The sequence below is a fragment of the Lipingzhangella halophila genome (genome assembly GCF_014203805.1).
In the GTDB taxonomy this organism is placed as follows: Bacteria; Actinomycetota; Actinomycetes; order Streptosporangiales; family Streptosporangiaceae; genus Lipingzhangella; species Lipingzhangella halophila.
The window spans coordinates 2,088,207-2,105,745 of the sequence record NZ_JACHJT010000001.1 but is presented as its reverse complement, the minus strand read 5'-3'; the positions used below and the strand labels follow the sequence as shown (position 1 = coordinate 2,105,745).

General features: G+C 71.2%; 6 protein-coding genes. All 6 read right to left on the bottom strand.

The window, feature by feature from the left end; genetic code table 11:
- Positions 1-401: 401 nt before the first annotated feature.
- Entirely contained in the window at positions 402-2,333 is a 1,932-nt protein-coding gene (locus F4561_RS09460) for an N-6 DNA methylase (RefSeq protein WP_184576807.1), read from the bottom strand.
- A gap of 304 nt (positions 2,334-2,637) precedes the next feature.
- Complete coding sequence (gene drmC / locus F4561_RS09455) at positions 2,638-3,675, bottom strand: DISARM system phospholipase D-like protein DrmC (protein ID WP_184576804.1); 1,038 nt, start codon at positions 3,673-3,675, stop codon at positions 2,638-2,640.
- Positions 3,676-3,684: 9 nt separating this feature from the next.
- Positions 3,685-5,595: an MrfA Zn-binding domain-containing protein gene (drmB, locus tag F4561_RS09450; RefSeq protein WP_184576801.1), complete on the bottom strand. Its 1,911-nt coding sequence runs from the start codon at positions 5,593-5,595 to the stop codon at positions 3,685-3,687.
- Positions 5,592-9,569, bottom strand: a complete 3,978-nt coding sequence (drmA, locus tag F4561_RS09445) for a DISARM system helicase DrmA (RefSeq protein WP_184576798.1) — start codon at positions 9,567-9,569, stop codon at positions 5,592-5,594. Before drmA ends, drmB begins: the two co-directional genes overlap by 4 nt.
- Positions 9,569-13,813, bottom strand: coding sequence for an Eco57I restriction-modification methylase domain-containing protein (locus F4561_RS09440; protein ID WP_184576795.1), 4,245 nt, complete (start codon positions 13,811-13,813; stop codon positions 9,569-9,571). The genes drmA and F4561_RS09440 overlap by 1 nt, the downstream gene beginning before the upstream one ends.
- The gene (gene drmD / locus F4561_RS09435; RefSeq protein WP_184576792.1) at positions 13,810-17,067 is read right to left on the bottom strand and encodes a DISARM system SNF2-like helicase DrmD; all 3,258 of its coding nucleotides are present in this window, start codon (positions 17,065-17,067) and stop codon (positions 13,810-13,812) included. Before drmD ends, F4561_RS09440 begins: the two co-directional genes overlap by 4 nt.
- Between the last annotated feature and the right edge of the window lie 472 nt (positions 17,068-17,539).

The window sequence follows — 17,539 nt, the reverse complement described above, 5'->3', positions numbered from 1 at the left end:
CTGCCGGGAGCGCTGACCCGCGACCCTCGAAGGCCGGCGCGTCCTCACCCACCGTCGGGCGCGTAACCATGCACCCCGCAGGCCGGTTACTGCTGACCCTGGCCACCTGGTTCCTTCGCTGCTCCTCGTCACGCGCGCACCCGCCGCCACCGCACCGATGACCGCCACCCCGGAGCATCCGCCATCGTCGCCGCCCTCGTCGCGTGCGCCACCATCGGCCGCCAGCACCGATCCAGTGGCGCAGGTTTGCGGCTCCGTCGCTGCGGTGCACACGACCGCACCGGCATTCCCGGTTCCGAAACCGACCACCGGGACAACCTCGCTGACCGGGCCGGCCGGGACCAGCGCGGACCAGGCCCGCCGCTGGACGGCAGCGGTCGGTCGGAGACGGGCGGGCCGGCTCATCGCGGCTCCTCCCCGACGCCAAGCGTGCCCTTCGCCAGGCCGCGGCCTCCCATCTGGGCCAGGCGGTCGCCGAGGGCGGCCAGGCGGGCCAGGTGCTCCCGGGTCTCGACGAGCCGGCGCATCGCCTCGGCATGGGCGCGCTGGTGCTCCACCGGGATCGCGGGCACACGCACCGCACGCGGGTCGAAGCGCGCCGATCGCGACCGCTGCCCCGGCTCCTCCGAGGCAACCGCGGCGGAGGAGAGCACCCCGGCGAGGTAACCGGGATCGATCCGCTCTCCGTCGCAGCGCAGCAGCACCAGCCGGGGTCCCAGCGCCGCGCCCTCGTCGGCCTCCCCGGCCAGCCGGGCCAGCGAGCGCCCACCGACCGCTGCCACCACATCGCCCGCGCGGATGACCACACGGCCGGGCACCTCCTGGCCCTGCCCGCTTGGCGCAGCCCCTTCCCGCAGGTCCCGGTAGGTGAGCACGGCCAACGGCCCGCGGTCCACCGCCGCGCCCAGCGGCGCCTGGTGGATCTCGACCGCTCCCGAGGCGACAAGCTCCGCGATCGTGGGCGCGTCGGCGCCGTTGTGCCCGTCGCCGCCGTCCACCGGCGTCGCGATGAGCTCGGGCGGCAGGCCGGCCACCGTTCCGAGCGTCGTGACCAGCTTGGTCCGCAGTTGGGCATACGCGCTCCCGGCGTCCTCCAGCCCGGCCTCGCGCGCCGGAGCGGGCCGCAGGTCCATGCCGCTGGCCACCAGATCGGACACGGAAGCCGCGGCGACGGCCGGGCCCTCGCCCGCCCCGTGCTCCAAGCCGTCCTCCGGCCGGTGCCGGTGCCGCCACAGCCGCACCAGGTCACGGGTGTCGCGCACGCCAGCCACCGTCAGTACCGGCTCGGCGTCCCCGTATCCCGGCTCCGCGTTCCGCGGCCGATCCAACACCCACACGTGAGCGGTGGCCGGACCGTCACCCCCGGGCAGTTCGGCGACCATGCGCAGCGCGCCGGAGGACACCAGGGCCGCGCGTACCCGCCGCCCAGAGGGCCGGTCGGCCGCCGCAGCGGGCATCCGCACAACCACCCGACCGCCGGGCCGCACCCGCGCCAGACAGTGCTGCACCCACGCCAGCTCGCCTTCCCCGCGCGGCGGCTGCCCGTAGACCCACCGCGCGTCCTCGGCGAGCTCGGCATAGCCCCAGTCCCGGTCGCGGAAGGGCGGATCGCACAGCACAACGTCGGCGGTGCGGCCGGAGAACCCGTCCGCGCGCAGGGTGTCGCCGGCCGCCGTCTCGCAGTCGCTACCGGCCAGCAGCAGCCGGGAACGCGCGATGACCGCGTGCGCCGGGTCGACGTCCTGACCCCACAACACTCGCGCCCCGCGCTCGGCGGCGGCGTGCAGCAGTCCCCCGCTCCCGCAGGCCGGGTCGAGAACGACGGCTCCCGCCCCCGCCCCGGCGATCTCGGCCATCGCAGCGGCGACGCGCTCGTCCAGCGCACCGGCGCGTTCCCGCTCCGCGGTGAACCGGGCGCACAGCCGCTCGTACAGCTCCAGGGGCGGGTAGTCACCGGCGGTGTCAGCGACCCCGGCCAACAGCGGCGCCCACCGCGCGTCGGGTTCGGCCAGCCCCGAGCCGTTGGCCGACCCGCCGGTCAGCGCCAGCCCGGCGTGCGCCAGGAACTCTGCCGTGCGCACCCCGTGCACGCCCGCCTGTATCCGCTGCCACAGCCGCTCGGCCGCGTCGGCCTCGAAGGATTTTCCGTGGTCGCGGCACCACCGCTCCACCTCCGCAAGGGAGAACAGCGGGTTGGTGGAGCTGCCGGAGACCGGCCGGGGAAAGTCGGCGTACCGGCGCCGCCAGTTACTCACAGCGGGCCGGCGCACCCCGGTCAGCCGCGCGATGTCGGCCGACCCGAGCACGGCCCGCTCGCTCTCGCGCCCGCTCATGGCCGCCCTCCGTGCGACCGCGCGCCGGATGAAGCGTGCACGACCACAGGACCCCACTGGGAACCATCCGCACCCCGCCACCGCAGAGGTTGCGGCAATGGGGCGCAGCTCGCCCAGCGAGCGAGCCAGCTTGCCGCCGAGCGCACACCGCACCGTGCAGGAAGAGGGTTTCCGTGCGCTCGGCGGCAAGCTGGCGCACGGCGCTTCGCGCACACGCGCCCCATTGCCGCAACCTCTGAGGTGCCCACCCCGAACACTTCCCGAAAGGCCCCTGGTGTGCTGAGCCGTTCCTCGGCTGTGCGGATCATCGGCGCCCACCTCCGTACAACGGGACGAGGACGCCGCGCGTGCGAAGCTCGGCAACGTGCTCGGCGATACGGCGCGGCGCCTCACCACCCCGGACCAGCAGCCCCGCCTCAATATTGTCGGCCACCCCCGACTGGGTCAGGTTCGCGCTGGAGACCAGCAGCACCCGGCGGTCGGCCGCCGCGAGCTTCGCGTGTGCCTTGCCTTTCTCCCGAGCACGCTGCCCGACCGGCCAGTGCCACAGCTCCACTCCCCCGAGCCCGGCGAACGCCGCCGCGGGTTCGGCCCCGCTGATGGCGCCGCCCGCGCCCTGCAGTGTCTCCACCACCACGTCCACCCGCACCCCGCGCGCGGCCGCCGCCGCGAGCGCCTCGCGGATGCGGTCGTGCGGCCGTGCGGAGTAGGTCATCAGCACCAGCTCGCGCGCGGCGTCGTCGATGACCTCCAGCAGCGCCTGCGACGTCGCGCGCACCGGCACGGCGTGGCTGGCGGGCCCGCTCCACACTGTCTCGACGCGCACCGCGCCGGACCCGCGCGCGTAGCCCGCCGCCAGCCCGCGCAGGAACGCCGCCGCCTCATCGTCGCCGACGCCCGCGCTCCGGCGGGCCGCCAGCACCGCCGCCACCGCCTCCTCGTCACGCACGGCGGCCAGGATCGCCTGGTCGGGCCAGCCCGTGCCGATGCGCGCCGCCAGCTCGCGCAGTGCCGCACCGCCAAGGGCGGGCGCGGCCCGCTCGGCGGCCTCTTCGAAACCGGAGCCGCCCTGAGGGCTGGGAACCCCGGCCGCGGCCGGCCGGCTGCCAGAACCGCCGGCTTCCTGCTCGCCGAGCGGGCCCGACCCGGTGGCGGGCCACGCACCTACGTCGCCCGGCTGCCTGCCGCTCGTCCCACCGGCATCCTCGCCGGGCCTGTCCGGCCCGCCGCTGGCCTTACCGGCGCCCTCGCCGCGCGTGCCTGGGCCCGCGGCCGGCTCTGCCGGCCCGGTTCCGGCTCCACTGGCCGCATTCGGCTCCGGGCTTCGCTCCTCCACCGCCATCGCTCACCCCTACAGCAGCTCGCGGTAGAGCGCGAGCTGCGGGTCGTCGATCGGCACGACGAAGCGCCGGTCCAGGAACCGGTTGCCGCGCTCGCAGGTTGTCTCGGAGACGAACAGGCACACGTGGCAGGCCGCCCCGTGCAGGAAGTCGGCGTGCGGCTGGGGCAGCCGCTCCGCGCACAGCGGGTCCGACGAGCAGCGCATCGCGTCCCCCAGCGCCCGCCGCACCAGCCCGACAAGCCGCTCCGGCTCGGCCTGGGACACCAGCCCGCCCAGCGTCCCCTCCGCGTCGGGCACCGCCGTGTAGATCAGGATGCCGCCGCGCGGGTCGTCCGCGTCGCCGGCGTAGATCCGCTCGGACAGGCTCGCCGCGCTGTAGCCGCACTCGACCGCGATCGCCCGGATCAGCAGGTGCGAGAGGGTGTGCAGTGCGATATAGCGTTCGCCGGGCCAGTGCCGCATCGGGTCGAACCCGCCCGGCAACCGGTCGGAGTAGCGGTTCATCCGGAACTGCCGGTAGGCGTCGCGGTGCAGCCCCAGCGCCGTCGTGTCCCGCACCCGCTCCTCCCAGTCGCGCAGTAGGTCCTCACCCACCCGCAGGAACACGCCCTCGCCGCGCACCTCGCTGGCCGGCACCCACGTGGCCTCCGAGCGCGCCAGCGGCGCACGGGCGACCAGATCGGGGTCGTCGGGGTCGGGCGCGTCCAACCGGGTGAACGCGGTCAGCGCCCGCACCTCGCGCAGCCGCTCGGCCTGCACCACGTCGCTGAAGATCCCGCGCAGCGGCTCGGGCACACCGTCCGGATCGCGCCGCAGCGCGAAGTCAGCGGTGGGCTCGGGCGCCTCGGGCGCGGAGAACACGTCCCACTCGGGTTTGCGCAAGTCGGTGTCGTCGTTCTCGGCGTCGCCGTCGTCGGCCTTGCGCGCCTTGATCTTCTCGATCGTATCCAGCAGCTCGTCGTCGCCCCATTTGGCGAACTCGCGCATCTGCGGGTGCGTGTCGCGGGCGAAGGCTAGCAGCGGCGCCTGGATCTTCTGGAGAAGGTCCCAGTGCTCCTCGACCTTGCTCTCCAGTTCGCTCGCGCCGGTCGGTGGCACCGCCAACACCGACAGCGTCTGAGCGAACCACTGGTTGGATGCGCCCACCACCAGCACCGTGGGCCGGGCCGTGCACCCGTTCTCCTCGAAGGTGCCCAAGTGAGGGTGGCGCCCCCGGCATCGGGGCAGGTTCTCCTGGCCGCGCGCGCCCAGGGCGTCGCGCATGTTGCGCTGCTCGCCGCAGTTGACGCATTTGATGGCGACGTTGGCGCCGATGTTGCCACCGCGGTCCTCCATCTGCAGCCGCGGATGAGTGGCCTTGGGGCAGTCCGCGCCGTAGTGCACGAAGTGCGCGTAGGGGAAGTCGTCCAGGTGCCCGACGGTGCACGCCAGCAGGAACCGCGCGGCCACGGCCAGCGGCTTGTCCCTGCCCTTCTTGACCGTGCACCCCTCGTGCAGGAACCGCGCCTCGTGCGGCGCCCGCGCCTTGTCGTTCTTGAACGCAAAGATCCGCGAGTCCAACGCCGCCAGCTCGTTGCAGGCGGTACAGCGCAACCATGCCGGGAACGGCTCGACCGGAACACCCACCCGCGCCGCCTCGCCGTTGGGGTCGGAGTCGATGCCGTCCAGCCACGGCGCCGGCCACATCGATGTCACGCGCCGGTGCTGCCTGGCCACGGCCGCCAGCAGTCGCGGCTCGGTGATCTGCTCCTGGCGATGGACGGTGTTGGTGTAGTTCCAGTCGTCCAGCCCGCGCACCAGAACCGAGAAGTTCGGCAAATCCACCAGCGCGCCCACGCCACCGGTGAACATCAGGTGGCTAGGGCGCACCGCGCCGACCCGGCGCAGGTACTTCCCGTTGGCCTCGGCCTGGGCGGTCATCGCCGTCTCCTCTCGTCGCCCGGACGCGAGAAGGCTGAGTCGCCCATCTCGTCGCCATCGGCCTCCTGCTCGTCGGCCTCGTGGTCGCCGCCGGGCGCGGCGTCCTCGCTGCCGCCCTCCGGCGGTGCGAACGACCACGCGGGCGCGGCCGCCGGCGGCTGGAAGAACCGGCCGTCGCCGGGCAGCAGCAGGTTCACCTCGTTCTCGGTCTCGCGCATGGACATGCCGACCGTGGTCTCGTCCCAGCGGCCCTCGCCGGGCCGGTGCAGCAGCTGCACGAGCCGCTGCTTCTTGGTGTTCTCCCGCCGGTAGCCCAGTCGTGTGGAGCCCTGGCGGTGGTTGTCCCAGGCGTCCTTGAGCGTGTTGAGGCGTTCGCCCAGGTATTCGCGTCCGCGCGGGCCGGCGACGTGCTCGGCGCGGTCCAGCATCCGCTCGGCGACCCGTTCCACGGTGGGCCCGTCGAGGTCCACGTCGTGGGCGTCGCCGTTGCGCGAGTACTCCTCGATCATGTTGCGCACCGCCGCGATGAACGCCGCCGCCGTGCCGCGGTCCAGCGAGCGGCGGGTGTAGGGCGTCACCGACAGCGCCTCCACCCGGCGGTAGAAGGAGGCGTGGTAGTTGCGGAAGTCCTCGAAGTGCGCCAGGTCGCGCGGACGCGTCCAGTTGTACAGCGTCACCACCAGCCCCGGCCGCTCCGAGGTGCGGCCCACCCGCGAGGACGCCTGGATGTACTCGGCGGTGCTCTTGGGCTGGCCGGTGACCACCATCAGCCCGAACCGCGACACGTCCACGCCCACCTGCAGCATGGAGGTCGCCAGCACCACGTCGACGGGGCTCTGCTCATCGAAGCGGCGCTGGTAGGAAGCCTCGGCCACGGGGTGGAGTTGCAGCTGGTTCGGGCGTGACCGGCCCTGTTGTCGGCGGCGAGCGTCGGAGGCCTCGGCGAGGACGGCCCGCTTTCGTGTGCTGGTGTCCAGCTCTGTGTCGAAGCCGTTCTCCAGCCGCCGCAGCACCCGGCTGATCTCGCCCGAGGAAATACGCGAGGTCAGCTCCTGGACCTCCAGCATCGAGATGCGCCCGTGCAGCCGGTCCGACAGCCCTTTGGCGCGCCCGTGCCGGCGCACCCGGGTAACCACGTCGTCGTCGACGTAGCGGCGCATGCCCGCCAGCTCGCGGGTGGCATTGAAGTAGCCCACCAGCGTCATGTACGGGTCGGCGGCCTCGCCGTGGGCGTCGAACATGGTCTGCCCGGCGATGAGCAGGATCTCCGCCAGCCGGATCTCCGCCGACTTCAACCGCACCCCGTGGGCGCACACGCCCATGTAGCGCCGCCCCGGCGTCCGCTCGGTCACCGGCACCTGCCGGGAGAAGAACGTGTCGGACACGTCGGTGACCTGCGGCGGGAAGATCTCCAGGTCGCGCGCGAACACCCCGCGCACCTGGTCGCGGGCGTTCTTGGTGGTGGCGGTGGAGGCGACGATCTTGGGCGCGGCCTCGGCGCCGCTCGGCGTGGTCCACGTGCACAGTTGGTCCACGGCCGACTCGAACAGGCCCACCGTGGTGCCCAGCGCGCCGGAGATCAGGTGCAGCTCGTCCTGGATGATCAGGTCCGGCGGGCGCAGCCGCACCACCGGGCGCACGGATACCGCGGGCAGCGTGCCCTTGGCGTTGTGCCGGTCGCGACAGCCGGTGCGCGCCTCCAGGTCCTCGTGGTGGTAGCCGTGCCGGGGGCAGCGTCGGCTGACCCGCCCGAACAGCATGCCCGCGTGCCCCTGCCACGGGAGCTGGGCCAGCTTGTCCACGGTGGCGATGACCAGGCCGGGCGTGTAGCGGTAGATCTCCTCGTCCACGGTGAGGATCGGCAGGCCCTCGTCCGAGCGGATGCGGGAGAACGGGCAGGCGTCGGCGCCCTCGCCGTTGGGGCAGAACAGCAGCACCCGGCGGGTGTCGGGCTTGGGGTCCAGGTCGCGGTGGGCGGCCAGCGCCGCGCCGCACCAGGGGCAGGCCAGGGTCTGCAGCACGGTGGAGCGCTGCCGCCCGCCCTGCTCGCGGGCCTGGGCGACCTCCTCCGCAGCGTCCTCGTACCAGTTGGGCGAGACCCGGCCGCCAACCCACAGGCCGATGCGGAAGGGCTCCTCGCCCCAGGTGCCGGGGTCCTCGCGGCGGGCGACCTCGGCCGCGCACACCAGCGCGGCGGCGCGCTGGAACTGCTGGGCGGTCAGCAGCCGCAGCGTGTAGCGCATCAGCACCGCCACCCCGGAGTCGCCGCTGCGCGCGTCGGCGCCCGATCCCACGGTGCCCTGGAGGCGGCGGATCGCGAAGGTGAACGCGGTCAGCCCCAGGTAGGCCTCGGTCTTGCCACCGCCGGTGGGGAAGAACAGCAGGTCCACCTTCGCCTCGGGCGAGGCGGCGCGCTCCGGGTGGTCGGGGTCGGTCAGCGAGGGCAGGTTCAGCAGCACGAACGCGAGCTGGAACGGCCGCCACGAGGCGACCTCGGCGCCCCGGCCGCGCACCTCGCGTTCGGCGTCGGGGTAGGTGACCGCGGGGTCCTCGCGGCGCTTGGCGATCTCGGTGTGGCGGCGCTGGTCGGCCATCACCCGGTTGGCGAAGCGGAACGCGCGCAGCGCGTCGGCGTGGCCGGGGGCGGAGGGGTCGCCCAGCAGGTCGATCCCGGCCCGGATGCGCGCGGCGGCCCGGCGCGCGGTGAACACGGCGCCTTTGGCGGTCTCGCGCAACTGTTCGGGCAGCGCGCCGATCTCGGCGTCGCGCTCGTCCAGCCATTCCGCGTAGCCCTCGGCCAGCGGGGACAGGCCGCGGCGCAGCTCGTCGGGCTCGGCGGTGGCCAGCGTGTCCATGCGCAGCTCGGTGCCGGCCAGCCGGGTGCCCTCGCCCATCGGCGCGGTGGTGGCGGGCACGTCGTAGTGCGGCAGCCAGGTGGTTTCCAGCTTGCGGGCGCGGCGCAGCTCGTGGTCGGCGTGCTCGTGCACGGCGATGTTGCGGCCCTGGGCATACGACAGCCGGTCGCTGTAGAGCAGGCGCAGGTGCAGCTCCTCGGCGCGCTCGGTCCCCTCGGAGTCCGCGCCGCCGGGCGGCGCGGTGTCGGGGTCGAGCGGGTCGTCGATCGGCACGAAGACGGCGGAGTCGCCGTCGAGCGCGGTCACCGCCAGCTTGGCCTGGAACAGCCACGCGGTGTCGGGGGTGGAGGTGGTTTCGAGCTGGTTGTTGACCAGCGTCAGCTCCACGGTGCGCCGCCCGCCCCGGGGGCGCACGGCAACGTCCAGGTAGACGCCGGGAGCGTTGGTCTCGTCGGGAGTGGGGGTGGTCAGCCCGACGCGCTGGTCGTGGGAGGCGGCGTCGGTGCCGTCGAGCCGGATCTCGCGGGTGAACACGCGCGGCTCGCGGCCCCAGGTCATGCGCTTGCGGTCCTCGTCATCGCTGGCCTCGCGGCGGGAGTACTCGCCCCAGGAGGCGGTGACGACCACGGCGTCGGTGTCACTGCCGACGGTGAAGGCCATGCCCATGGAGGAGGCCCAGATCCGGCCGAGGTTCTGCGTGGTGACGACCTCGGGCAGTTCGCTCGCGCCCTCGCCGCCGGCGTCGCCCTCCGCCTGGGCCTCGGAGTCGGCGGCCTCACCAGCGCCCGCGCGGGAGGTGGTGGGCTGGTGCTTGGGCCCGAGCATCCCGACAAGATAGCGCTCGCGGGGGCCCTTGGCGCTGGGATTGAACTCCTCGCGATCGCCGCCCCAGGGGCCGAGGAGGTCGAGTTCGACGATGCGCTGGAACTCGTCCCGCACGTGGTAGGAGTTGGCGCCGCTGAAGTTCTGCGGGGTGTCCAGGCGGGAGATGATCTCCTCGGTTTTCGCCTGTGCCTTGGCGTGGGCGTCGTCGGCCGGTTTGGCGTCTGGACTCTCGGGGGTGGTGTCGAGGGACTGCTGCTCCCCTTTGGGATCGGGAAAGAGGCCGTCGGAGGTCATCAGAACAGCGTCCCTTCGTCGTCGGCCTTGCTCTTGGACTTCTTGTTCTTCTTGTCGTGCAGGCCCTGGGATTCCTCTTCGGCGTAGCGCTCGTGGTTGAGTTCGAGCAGACTGTCCAGAATCTCCCGCTGAGCGGCGGGACCGATGGTGTAACGGGTCTCGCGCCCACCGACCAGGTGGAACCCGTGATCGAGCCCGCCGACGGCCTCAATACGGTCCTCCCACCCGTAGGCGCGAACCGTGGCTTCATCGATGGCCCGGTGGATGTCGCGGAGTTCCTGGATGTCGGAGTCCGTAACGGAGGGGTCGAAGACCATGTTGTAGGTCTTCGTGAGACCGGAGTTGCGGGAGAGCATGACGTCGCGACGGTAGGTGTCCAGGCGGTCGCCGAGCTGGCGCATTTCTTGGGTGAATATAGGAAGCGGAAGGGTTTCAAAGCAGTCTGATGGAATATAGCGTTGGTCATTTTTCATCTTCGCTGCATGCCTTTCCACCCAATGATAATGAAGTGTACTCGACAAGAACGCCAGGAGCGCTGGATCATCCATTGCAAAAACGACAAGCATGTGGGAGAAAACTTGACCCGTCGGACAAAACGATGGCATTACAGTTTTGCTTGTCTGGGCGACAGATATAACTCGACTTAACTTGGAAATATTTTCATACAACTCAGGACGAACGCGCTCATATTTCCACCAGTTCTCACGCGCGAACTTGCTGTAACTCTTTTCCTGGCGTTCGGGCTTCACTAGTTTGACGACTTGATTGTATGGATCCGCGTAAGCTTCAGCTTTTCTTCTGTCCCAGTCACCAAAATTTATAACCCATCGACCAGCCGAGCAGTCGGGCCGAGAATTGAGGTCCTGCCCGTTAAGATAAGGGAAGATGACATCCTTATTCCGCTTGTCATTCTCAATCATCTTCTTCGCGGTTTCATGGGTGAGCGTGAACCCTAGACCGAGAATGTTAGATCCCTGGAACGATATGCCGCGGTTGACTGCAAGGCGGTACGGATTTCCACTGATTCGGGACGCCGGCTCAAGCGAAGGGGTGATGGCGTTTACGGGAGTTCCATTGAGAAATCGTTCGGCCTTTGGGGATGAACCTCTCCGGCTTGTCCATACAGTGCAATACTCAAGCATGGCTCCCTTTGACGGCCACGGTTTGCTCGGAACTGCCTGGCGGATCATTGTTCCCCCTGCCGTGATCTGATCCAAGCCGACTCCTCGCGTATCACCTTGAGCGAGAGTGTTGGTGGCGATCAGGCCAGTCTGTCCGTCCTTGTTGAGGATGGTGTGTGCACATAGCACGAAGTAGGCGACCAGGTCGGCGCTTCCGCGCACACCTCGTCCAATCATGCCGACGAGATATTCACGGTAGCCAGTCCCAAGCGCACTGGTGAGCTTCTGCCCTCCCAGAAACGGCGGGTTCCCGATCACTGCATCAAACCCGCCCTTCTCGAATACCTCCGGGAACACCAGCGGCCAATGAATCGGCCTCCGCGGGAAGCTTCCCTCCGGACGGTCAGTGTCCAGCCACCTGAATGCCCTGGTGATGGCCTCCGCAGCGTTCCCCTCCGCCATACGCTGTCCCAGTTCAGCAGCCTCCAGCGATCCTCGCGCCAGCGCCCGTTCACCATGTCCGGCATTGGCCAATGCCGCCCCCACGGTCAGGTTGGCCAACAGTTGCACCTGCCCCGTCTTCTCCTCCGCCTCGCGCAGTTTCTCGCGCTTGCGCTGCAGCCCGTCCAGCGAAGTCCCGTCGATCTTGGCCAGTTCCCGCCGAGTCTCGGCAACCTCACTCACCAACTCCCGCACACCCGCCGTGAAGTCGATCAGCGTTCCCTCGGCGGCATGCAGCTCTCGACCCTTCTTCGGGTCCAGGTGCATGTACTCAAGCTGCTCAATCGACGTGATCCCCAGCAGCGAATCCCCCGCCGCCAATCGGTCGTCCAGGAAGGTGAACGGCCGCTGCGGGTCCATCGACACCAGCCACAGCGACAGCTTCGCCATCTCCACCGCCATCGGGTTAATGTCCACCCCGTACAGGCAGTGCTCGATGACCTGGCGCCGCGCCTCGATCACCAGCGGGTCGTCGTCCGGGCTCGCGCTCGCTCCCGCGCCCACGCCCTCCTGCGCGGTACCGCCCGTGCCCGCTCCCGCGTGCTCGCGCACGCGCGGGTCGTCCTCGGCGGTCCACGCCTCGATCAGTTTGCCGCCCAGGTACCGGGCCGCCGCCACCAGGAACGCGGCGGAGCCCATCGCGATGTCGGCGACCTTGAGGTCCAGGATCTGCGCGCTCGACTTCAGCCGCCACTCGTTCTTATCGGCGGTCTGCAACGGCCCCGGCTCGTAGACCAGGGGCTCCAGCGCGCCCTCCACAACTTCCTCAGCGAGGAACCGCGGCGTGTAGTGCGTGCCGGTGTTCTTCCGCAGGGCCGACTCGGTGACGTACAACTCGCCGGCCAGCACCACCATCGGCAGGCCTCGCAGATCCTTCCGCAGTACCTGGTAGAAGGGCAGCAACCGGTCCGCCAACGGATAATCCCGGCGCGTGACCGCGAGCAGTAGGCTGCGCGCCTCCTCCCGCTCTGGCCCGAACAGCGGCGCCAGCTTCTTCTCCAGCGCCCGCGATGACCCGATCCCCGAGTCCTTGAACTCGGCCGCCATCGCCTCCGCAAGCGCCGGAACGTCCGTGCTCTCCGCCGCCAGCTCCTCCAGGCGCCGCAGCGGCACCTCGGCCTCGCGGCCCTCCTTGCCGACGATCCCGACCACAAGCTCGCTCGCCCGGAACCCGTCGTAGGACAGCAGGCCCTCGTAGACGTAGCCGATCTGCTCGACGTCCAGCGCGCGGAACGACAGCGCCCGCCGCTCCCGGCTCTTGCCGGTGCCGACCTCCACGTACTGCACCGCCCGCAGCATGTGCAGCACGGTCCGGTCGTCGATGATCAGCGGCAGCCACGGGAACTCGTCCGGGTTGAACAGCGACCCGTCGTGGGCGTGCATCTTCAGCCGCGGGTGGTCCACCCCCTGGTAGACCGCCTGGAACAGCGCCAGCAGCCGGTGCCAACCGGTGTAGGTGCTCTCCAGTTCGTCCTCGCTGCCCTCCAGCGCGCGCCGCTCCAGCTCCGCGCACAGCCGGCCGGCCGAGTACGCCTTGGCGTACAGGTCGTTGTCGGAGGGCAGCAGCCCGCGCTCCTCGGCGAACAGCAGGAAGACCACCCGCATCATCACCGACACCGCGCCCCGGTAGACCTCGTGGGCGTCGACGTCGGACAGGTCGGGCTCACCCCGCGAGCGCAACTCAGTGTCAGCGCGACCGAAGGCGGCCACCAGCAGTTCCACGGCCTGGCGCACCTGCACGCCCAGGGCCTCGGTGATGTCCTCCTGGGAGTCCTGGCTCTTGGCCAGGAGCTTGGGCAGCCGCTCCTCCTCGGGCACGCCGAAGAAGCGGCTGCGGCACAGCAGCGAGTGGAACGCGTTGAGCACGTCGCGCTCCGCCCGCTCGGGCCACACTGCCGCGTCGAAGACCGCCGTCGTGGTGACCCCGCCGCGCGGCGCCCACACCAGCGTCCACCACCGGCCGTCGGTGGCCAGGCCCAGTTCCACGCCGTGGTGGCGGCAGAGCTGCGCGAGCCGGTCGGCGGGTGTCGCGGCCCAGGACTGGCCGGGCACGCGGGCGGTGGGGCGCTGCCCCGGCGCGCACAGCAGGCCCAGCATCCGCGCGGTGTCGGGCTTGACCGCCTCGCCGGGGTCGGTGAGCACGAACGACGGCACCACTCGTGTGTCGTGCTCGGGCACCTCCAGGGCGAGCGCGGCCAGCGCCGCGTCGTCCCCGCTGCCCTGCCCGTCGTTCCCGTCCGGCTCTCCCCCGGCATCCGCCGCCCTTCCGGCGGGATCGGAGCCTTCCCCTGGTGCCGATCCCGCCCCTCCCACGGGATCGGTACCACCCCCGTGCTCCGATCCCGCCGAGTCCATGTGCAGGTCGTCGCCCCAGCCCAGCATGTCGCCCAGCACATAGGCGACCCACTCCCGTTGCGCGCCGGGGGCGTCGCTCATCCAGCGGGCGTGCTCCCGCCGCAGTCGGGCGCGTTCCTCCTTCTCCACCGGGTCGAGCCGGACCGGCCAGGTGGCGCGCAGCACCGGCAGGGTCAGGAACGGCCCGCTGATCTCGATCAGGTCGAGCCAGTTGCGGTGTTGCTCGGCGCTGTCGCCACTGGTGCGGGGACGGGCGTTGCGGATCATCGGGTGGCCTCCCGCTGGGGAACAACGAAGACGACGGCGACGGGGAAGGAGTGCGGTTCCTGGCGGCTGTAGCGGGCGGTGATCGCGTCCAGTTCGCGGGCACGCTCGGCGTCCAGCCCGGCGAGCCTGCGCTCCCAGTTCGCCCGGTCCTTGCGGTACTGCTCGCGCTCCTCGCGCGTCTGGTTGCTCTCACGCACGTCGGCGGCGCTGAACAGGGCGTCCTCGGCGTCGTCGGAGCCTTCGGCCAGGGCGTCGCGCAGGGTGGCGGCGAAGTGGTCGATGACGCTGGTGATGCGGTCGCGCTCGGCCTGCTCGCGCTGCTCCAGACGTTTGCGCAGTGACTCCTGCCGGGTCTGCTTGCGCCACTCGATGGCGTTGAGCAGCCCGTCGCTGATGCGCGGCCAGCGCTGGGCGACGCGGTGCCACACCGGTTCGGGCAGCGGGCGGCCCCCGGTCAGCGCCCGGTCGAGCATGCCGTGCAGCGCGCCCAGGTTCTCCAGGCGCCGGAAGCGTCCTTCGGCGGGCGCCCAGCCGCCGGCGTGCAGCACCTCCTCGTGCAGCCGCACCCCGTCCGCGCCCACCAGCACGAACCGCGAGTAGGCGCCCACAAGCACATCCTCCAGCGCGGGGTCGTCGCTGACCACGGCGGTCACCCGGTCCAGGCCCACCCGGTCGTTGGAGACGGCCGCCCGCAGCAGCCGGGTGGACATCGCCACCAGCGGGTGGTTGAGGTGGGCCAGCACGACATCGTCGCGGTCGCGCGCGACCTCCTGGTCGAAGGTCACCGGCAACTGGCGGGGCTGCGGGCCGCGCTTGTCCTTGCGGCCGCCTCGCGCGCCGTTGCCGCCACCGCCGTATCCCTCGCTCTTGCCGGCCTCCGTGCCCGCCAGCTTCTCCGTCAGGCCGGCGGTGGCGCGCACCCACGACCCGGTCAGCGCCGGCACGTCGTACAGCCCTTCGGCGAGGTGCTTCTCGTCGGTGTGCGGGCTCAGCGGCTGCTGGCGGGCCAGCTCCAACGCGGTGTCGACAACCCGCTTGACCCGCTCGGGCCGCAGGCCCAACTCCTCCACGGTCTTGTCCAGATCGGTGCGCAGTTTTCGCACCTGCTCGCCGACGTTGGACTCGGCGGGCAGGGTCTCCCTGCCCTTGCCGGCGGTGCCGACGTCCACGCTCGCGCCCTGGCCCAGCATCCGCCGCTGCACCGCGTCCGACAGCACGGCGTTGACCGAGCCCAGGTCCTCCTCCATGCGCGCGACCTTGGTGGCCACGCGGGAGAGGAACTCCAGGTCGGCCTCGTAGGAGTCGACGGCCGCCTCCCAGCCGGTGCCGACGAAGTGCCGCACCTCGGGGGTGCGCGTCTGGCCGTAGCGGTCGACGCGGCCGATGCGCTGCTCCAGCTTGTTCGGGTTGAACGGGATGTCGTAGTTCACCAGCCGGTGGCAGTGCCGCTGCAGGTCGATGCCCTCGCTGGCGGCGTCGGTGGCCAGCAGGATGCGCACCGGGTGCTCAACGGGGTCCTTCTGGAAGGCCAGCCGCAGCCCCTCGCGCTCGTCGGTGCCCATGCCGCCGTGCAGCACCTCCACCCGGTCGCCGCCCAGGCCCTGCTGGCGCAGCAGGTCGCGCAGCCAGTCCAGGGTGTCGCGGTACTCGGTGAAGACCACCACGCGCTCGTTCGTCCAGTGGCCGCCGGGTTTGCACACGGCGGTGAGGTAGTTGATCAGCTCGGTGGCCTTGGCGTCGGGCTGGGCCTCGTGCGCCAGCGCCCAGTCGCGCATCCGGACCAGCAGCGTCTCCTCGTCGTCGTCGGCGTCGGGCTGGAGGGGGCGGGTGCGGTCCAGCGCGTCGTCCTCGGCCTGGGCGAGCTCCTCGTCGTCGTAGGTGGCGACGTCGTCGAAGAAGTCGTCGAGCCACTCGGGCGGGTCGTCGTCGAGCAGCCCGGCCGTTGGGCGGGTGCGCGAGCGCAGCGTCTCCAGGTAGACCCGCACGGTGTGGGCGAGGGCGGCGGGGCTGGAGAACAGCCGCTTCTTCAACAGCAGGGTGACCAGGTCGGTGGCTTTGCGGCCGCCCTTGGTGGTGAGCTTTTCGCGGCGGGCCTGCGCGAAGCGGGTCAGCAGGCCGTGGATCTCGCGCTCGCTGTCGGGGTAGGCGACCGGGATCGCGCGGGCGTCGCGCTCGGCGAATCGGGGGTTACCGGCGGCGTCGGTGATGTCGCGCTTGAGGCGGCGCACCACCGTCTCCTTGACGGCGTTGCTGTCCGCGAGCACGCCGCGGGCGAAGCGCTGGTCGTCGAGGATCTCCAGCAGCGCGGTGAAGGACGCCTGGTAGCCGTTGTGCGGGGTGGCCGACAGGAACAGCCGGTGGGTGAAGTGCGGGGCCAGACGGCGGATCAGCTTGGTCTGCTGGGAGTCGACGGCGTAGACCTGCTTGGGCGCGGCGGGGGCGACGTGGTGGGCCTCGTCCAGGATGAGCAGGTCGAACGCGCGCTCGTGGGCGGGGCCGGTGCTGTCGTGGCCGGCGGGCAGCACCTCGTCGAGCAGCCGCTGGGCCTTGGCGCCGCGCAGCCAGGGCAGGCTGACGATGGTCAGCGGGTAGACCTTGAAGGGGTTGGCGGCGCTGCCGAGGTCCTTGCGCACCTGGGCGCAGCGGTCGGAGTCGATGATCGTGAAGTCCAGGCCGAACTTCTCGAACATCTCGTCCTTCCACTTCGCCGTGAGCCCGGCGGGACAGACGATCATGATGCGCTGGCTGCGGTGGCGCAGCAGCAGCTCCTGGGCGACCAATCCCGCCTCGACGGTCTTGCCCAGGCCCACGTCGTCGGCCAGCAGCAGGTTCACGCGGGGCGCGGCGACGGCGCGGGCGACCGGCTCCAGTTGGTAGTCCTCGATGGCCACGCCAGAGCGGAAAGGGGCCTGCAGGGTGCGCACGTCGGCGGAGGTGACGGCCGACCAGCGCACCGAGTCCAGGAACGCGGCCAGGCGCTCGGGCGGGTCGTAGTGGTCGGGGTCGACCTCGGGCAGGGAGCCGCTGGGCAGGATCTTGCGGCCGGGTTCGATCTCCCAGATGACGTCGAGGGTGTCGCCATAACGGCCGTCCTCGACGCTTTGCAGGGTGACCAGGGTGCCGCCGCGGGATTCGCCTTCGGGGGCGGGGTCGACGCTGCTGACCACCCACTTCTGGCCGCGTACCGCTACGAGGGATTCGGTCCTGGGGAGTTCGGTGGGCGGCGTCTCGGTGGATGCGCCGGTATCAGGCATGGGGTTTCCTGCTCACACTCGTCTGCGGCTGCCGACCGCACGGTTGCGGACGCGGCTCACGGGGCGGTCGGGGCCGGGTGGGCGTTCCGCCGGTCCCGTTCGGTGTCGGTCGGAGCCCGGCCGGATCGCCCGCGAGACCGGGATTCCGGCGACGTCGAGCCTTGGTGGGGCAAAGCTATCGAGTGTTAATCGGATTAACAAGCGATTCCGCGGAATCCGTGAAGCCTGAGAACTGCCGCGCTGGTGGGGGTTCCGCGCGGTATCGCAACCCGCACGAGGGCACATAGGCGCCTCGGGGCGCACCGCGCCAGCTCACCCAATCCTCTTCCAAGGAAGACGTCCGCTGGGCCGCCGCGGTTTACGCCCGTACTCGCCCCTCTTGTCTGACCAATGCCGGCCACGGGGGCGACAGCCCGCCTCGCACGGCCTCTGGGGAGGTGCGGGGATTGGTACTCGACGCACGGCGAACATG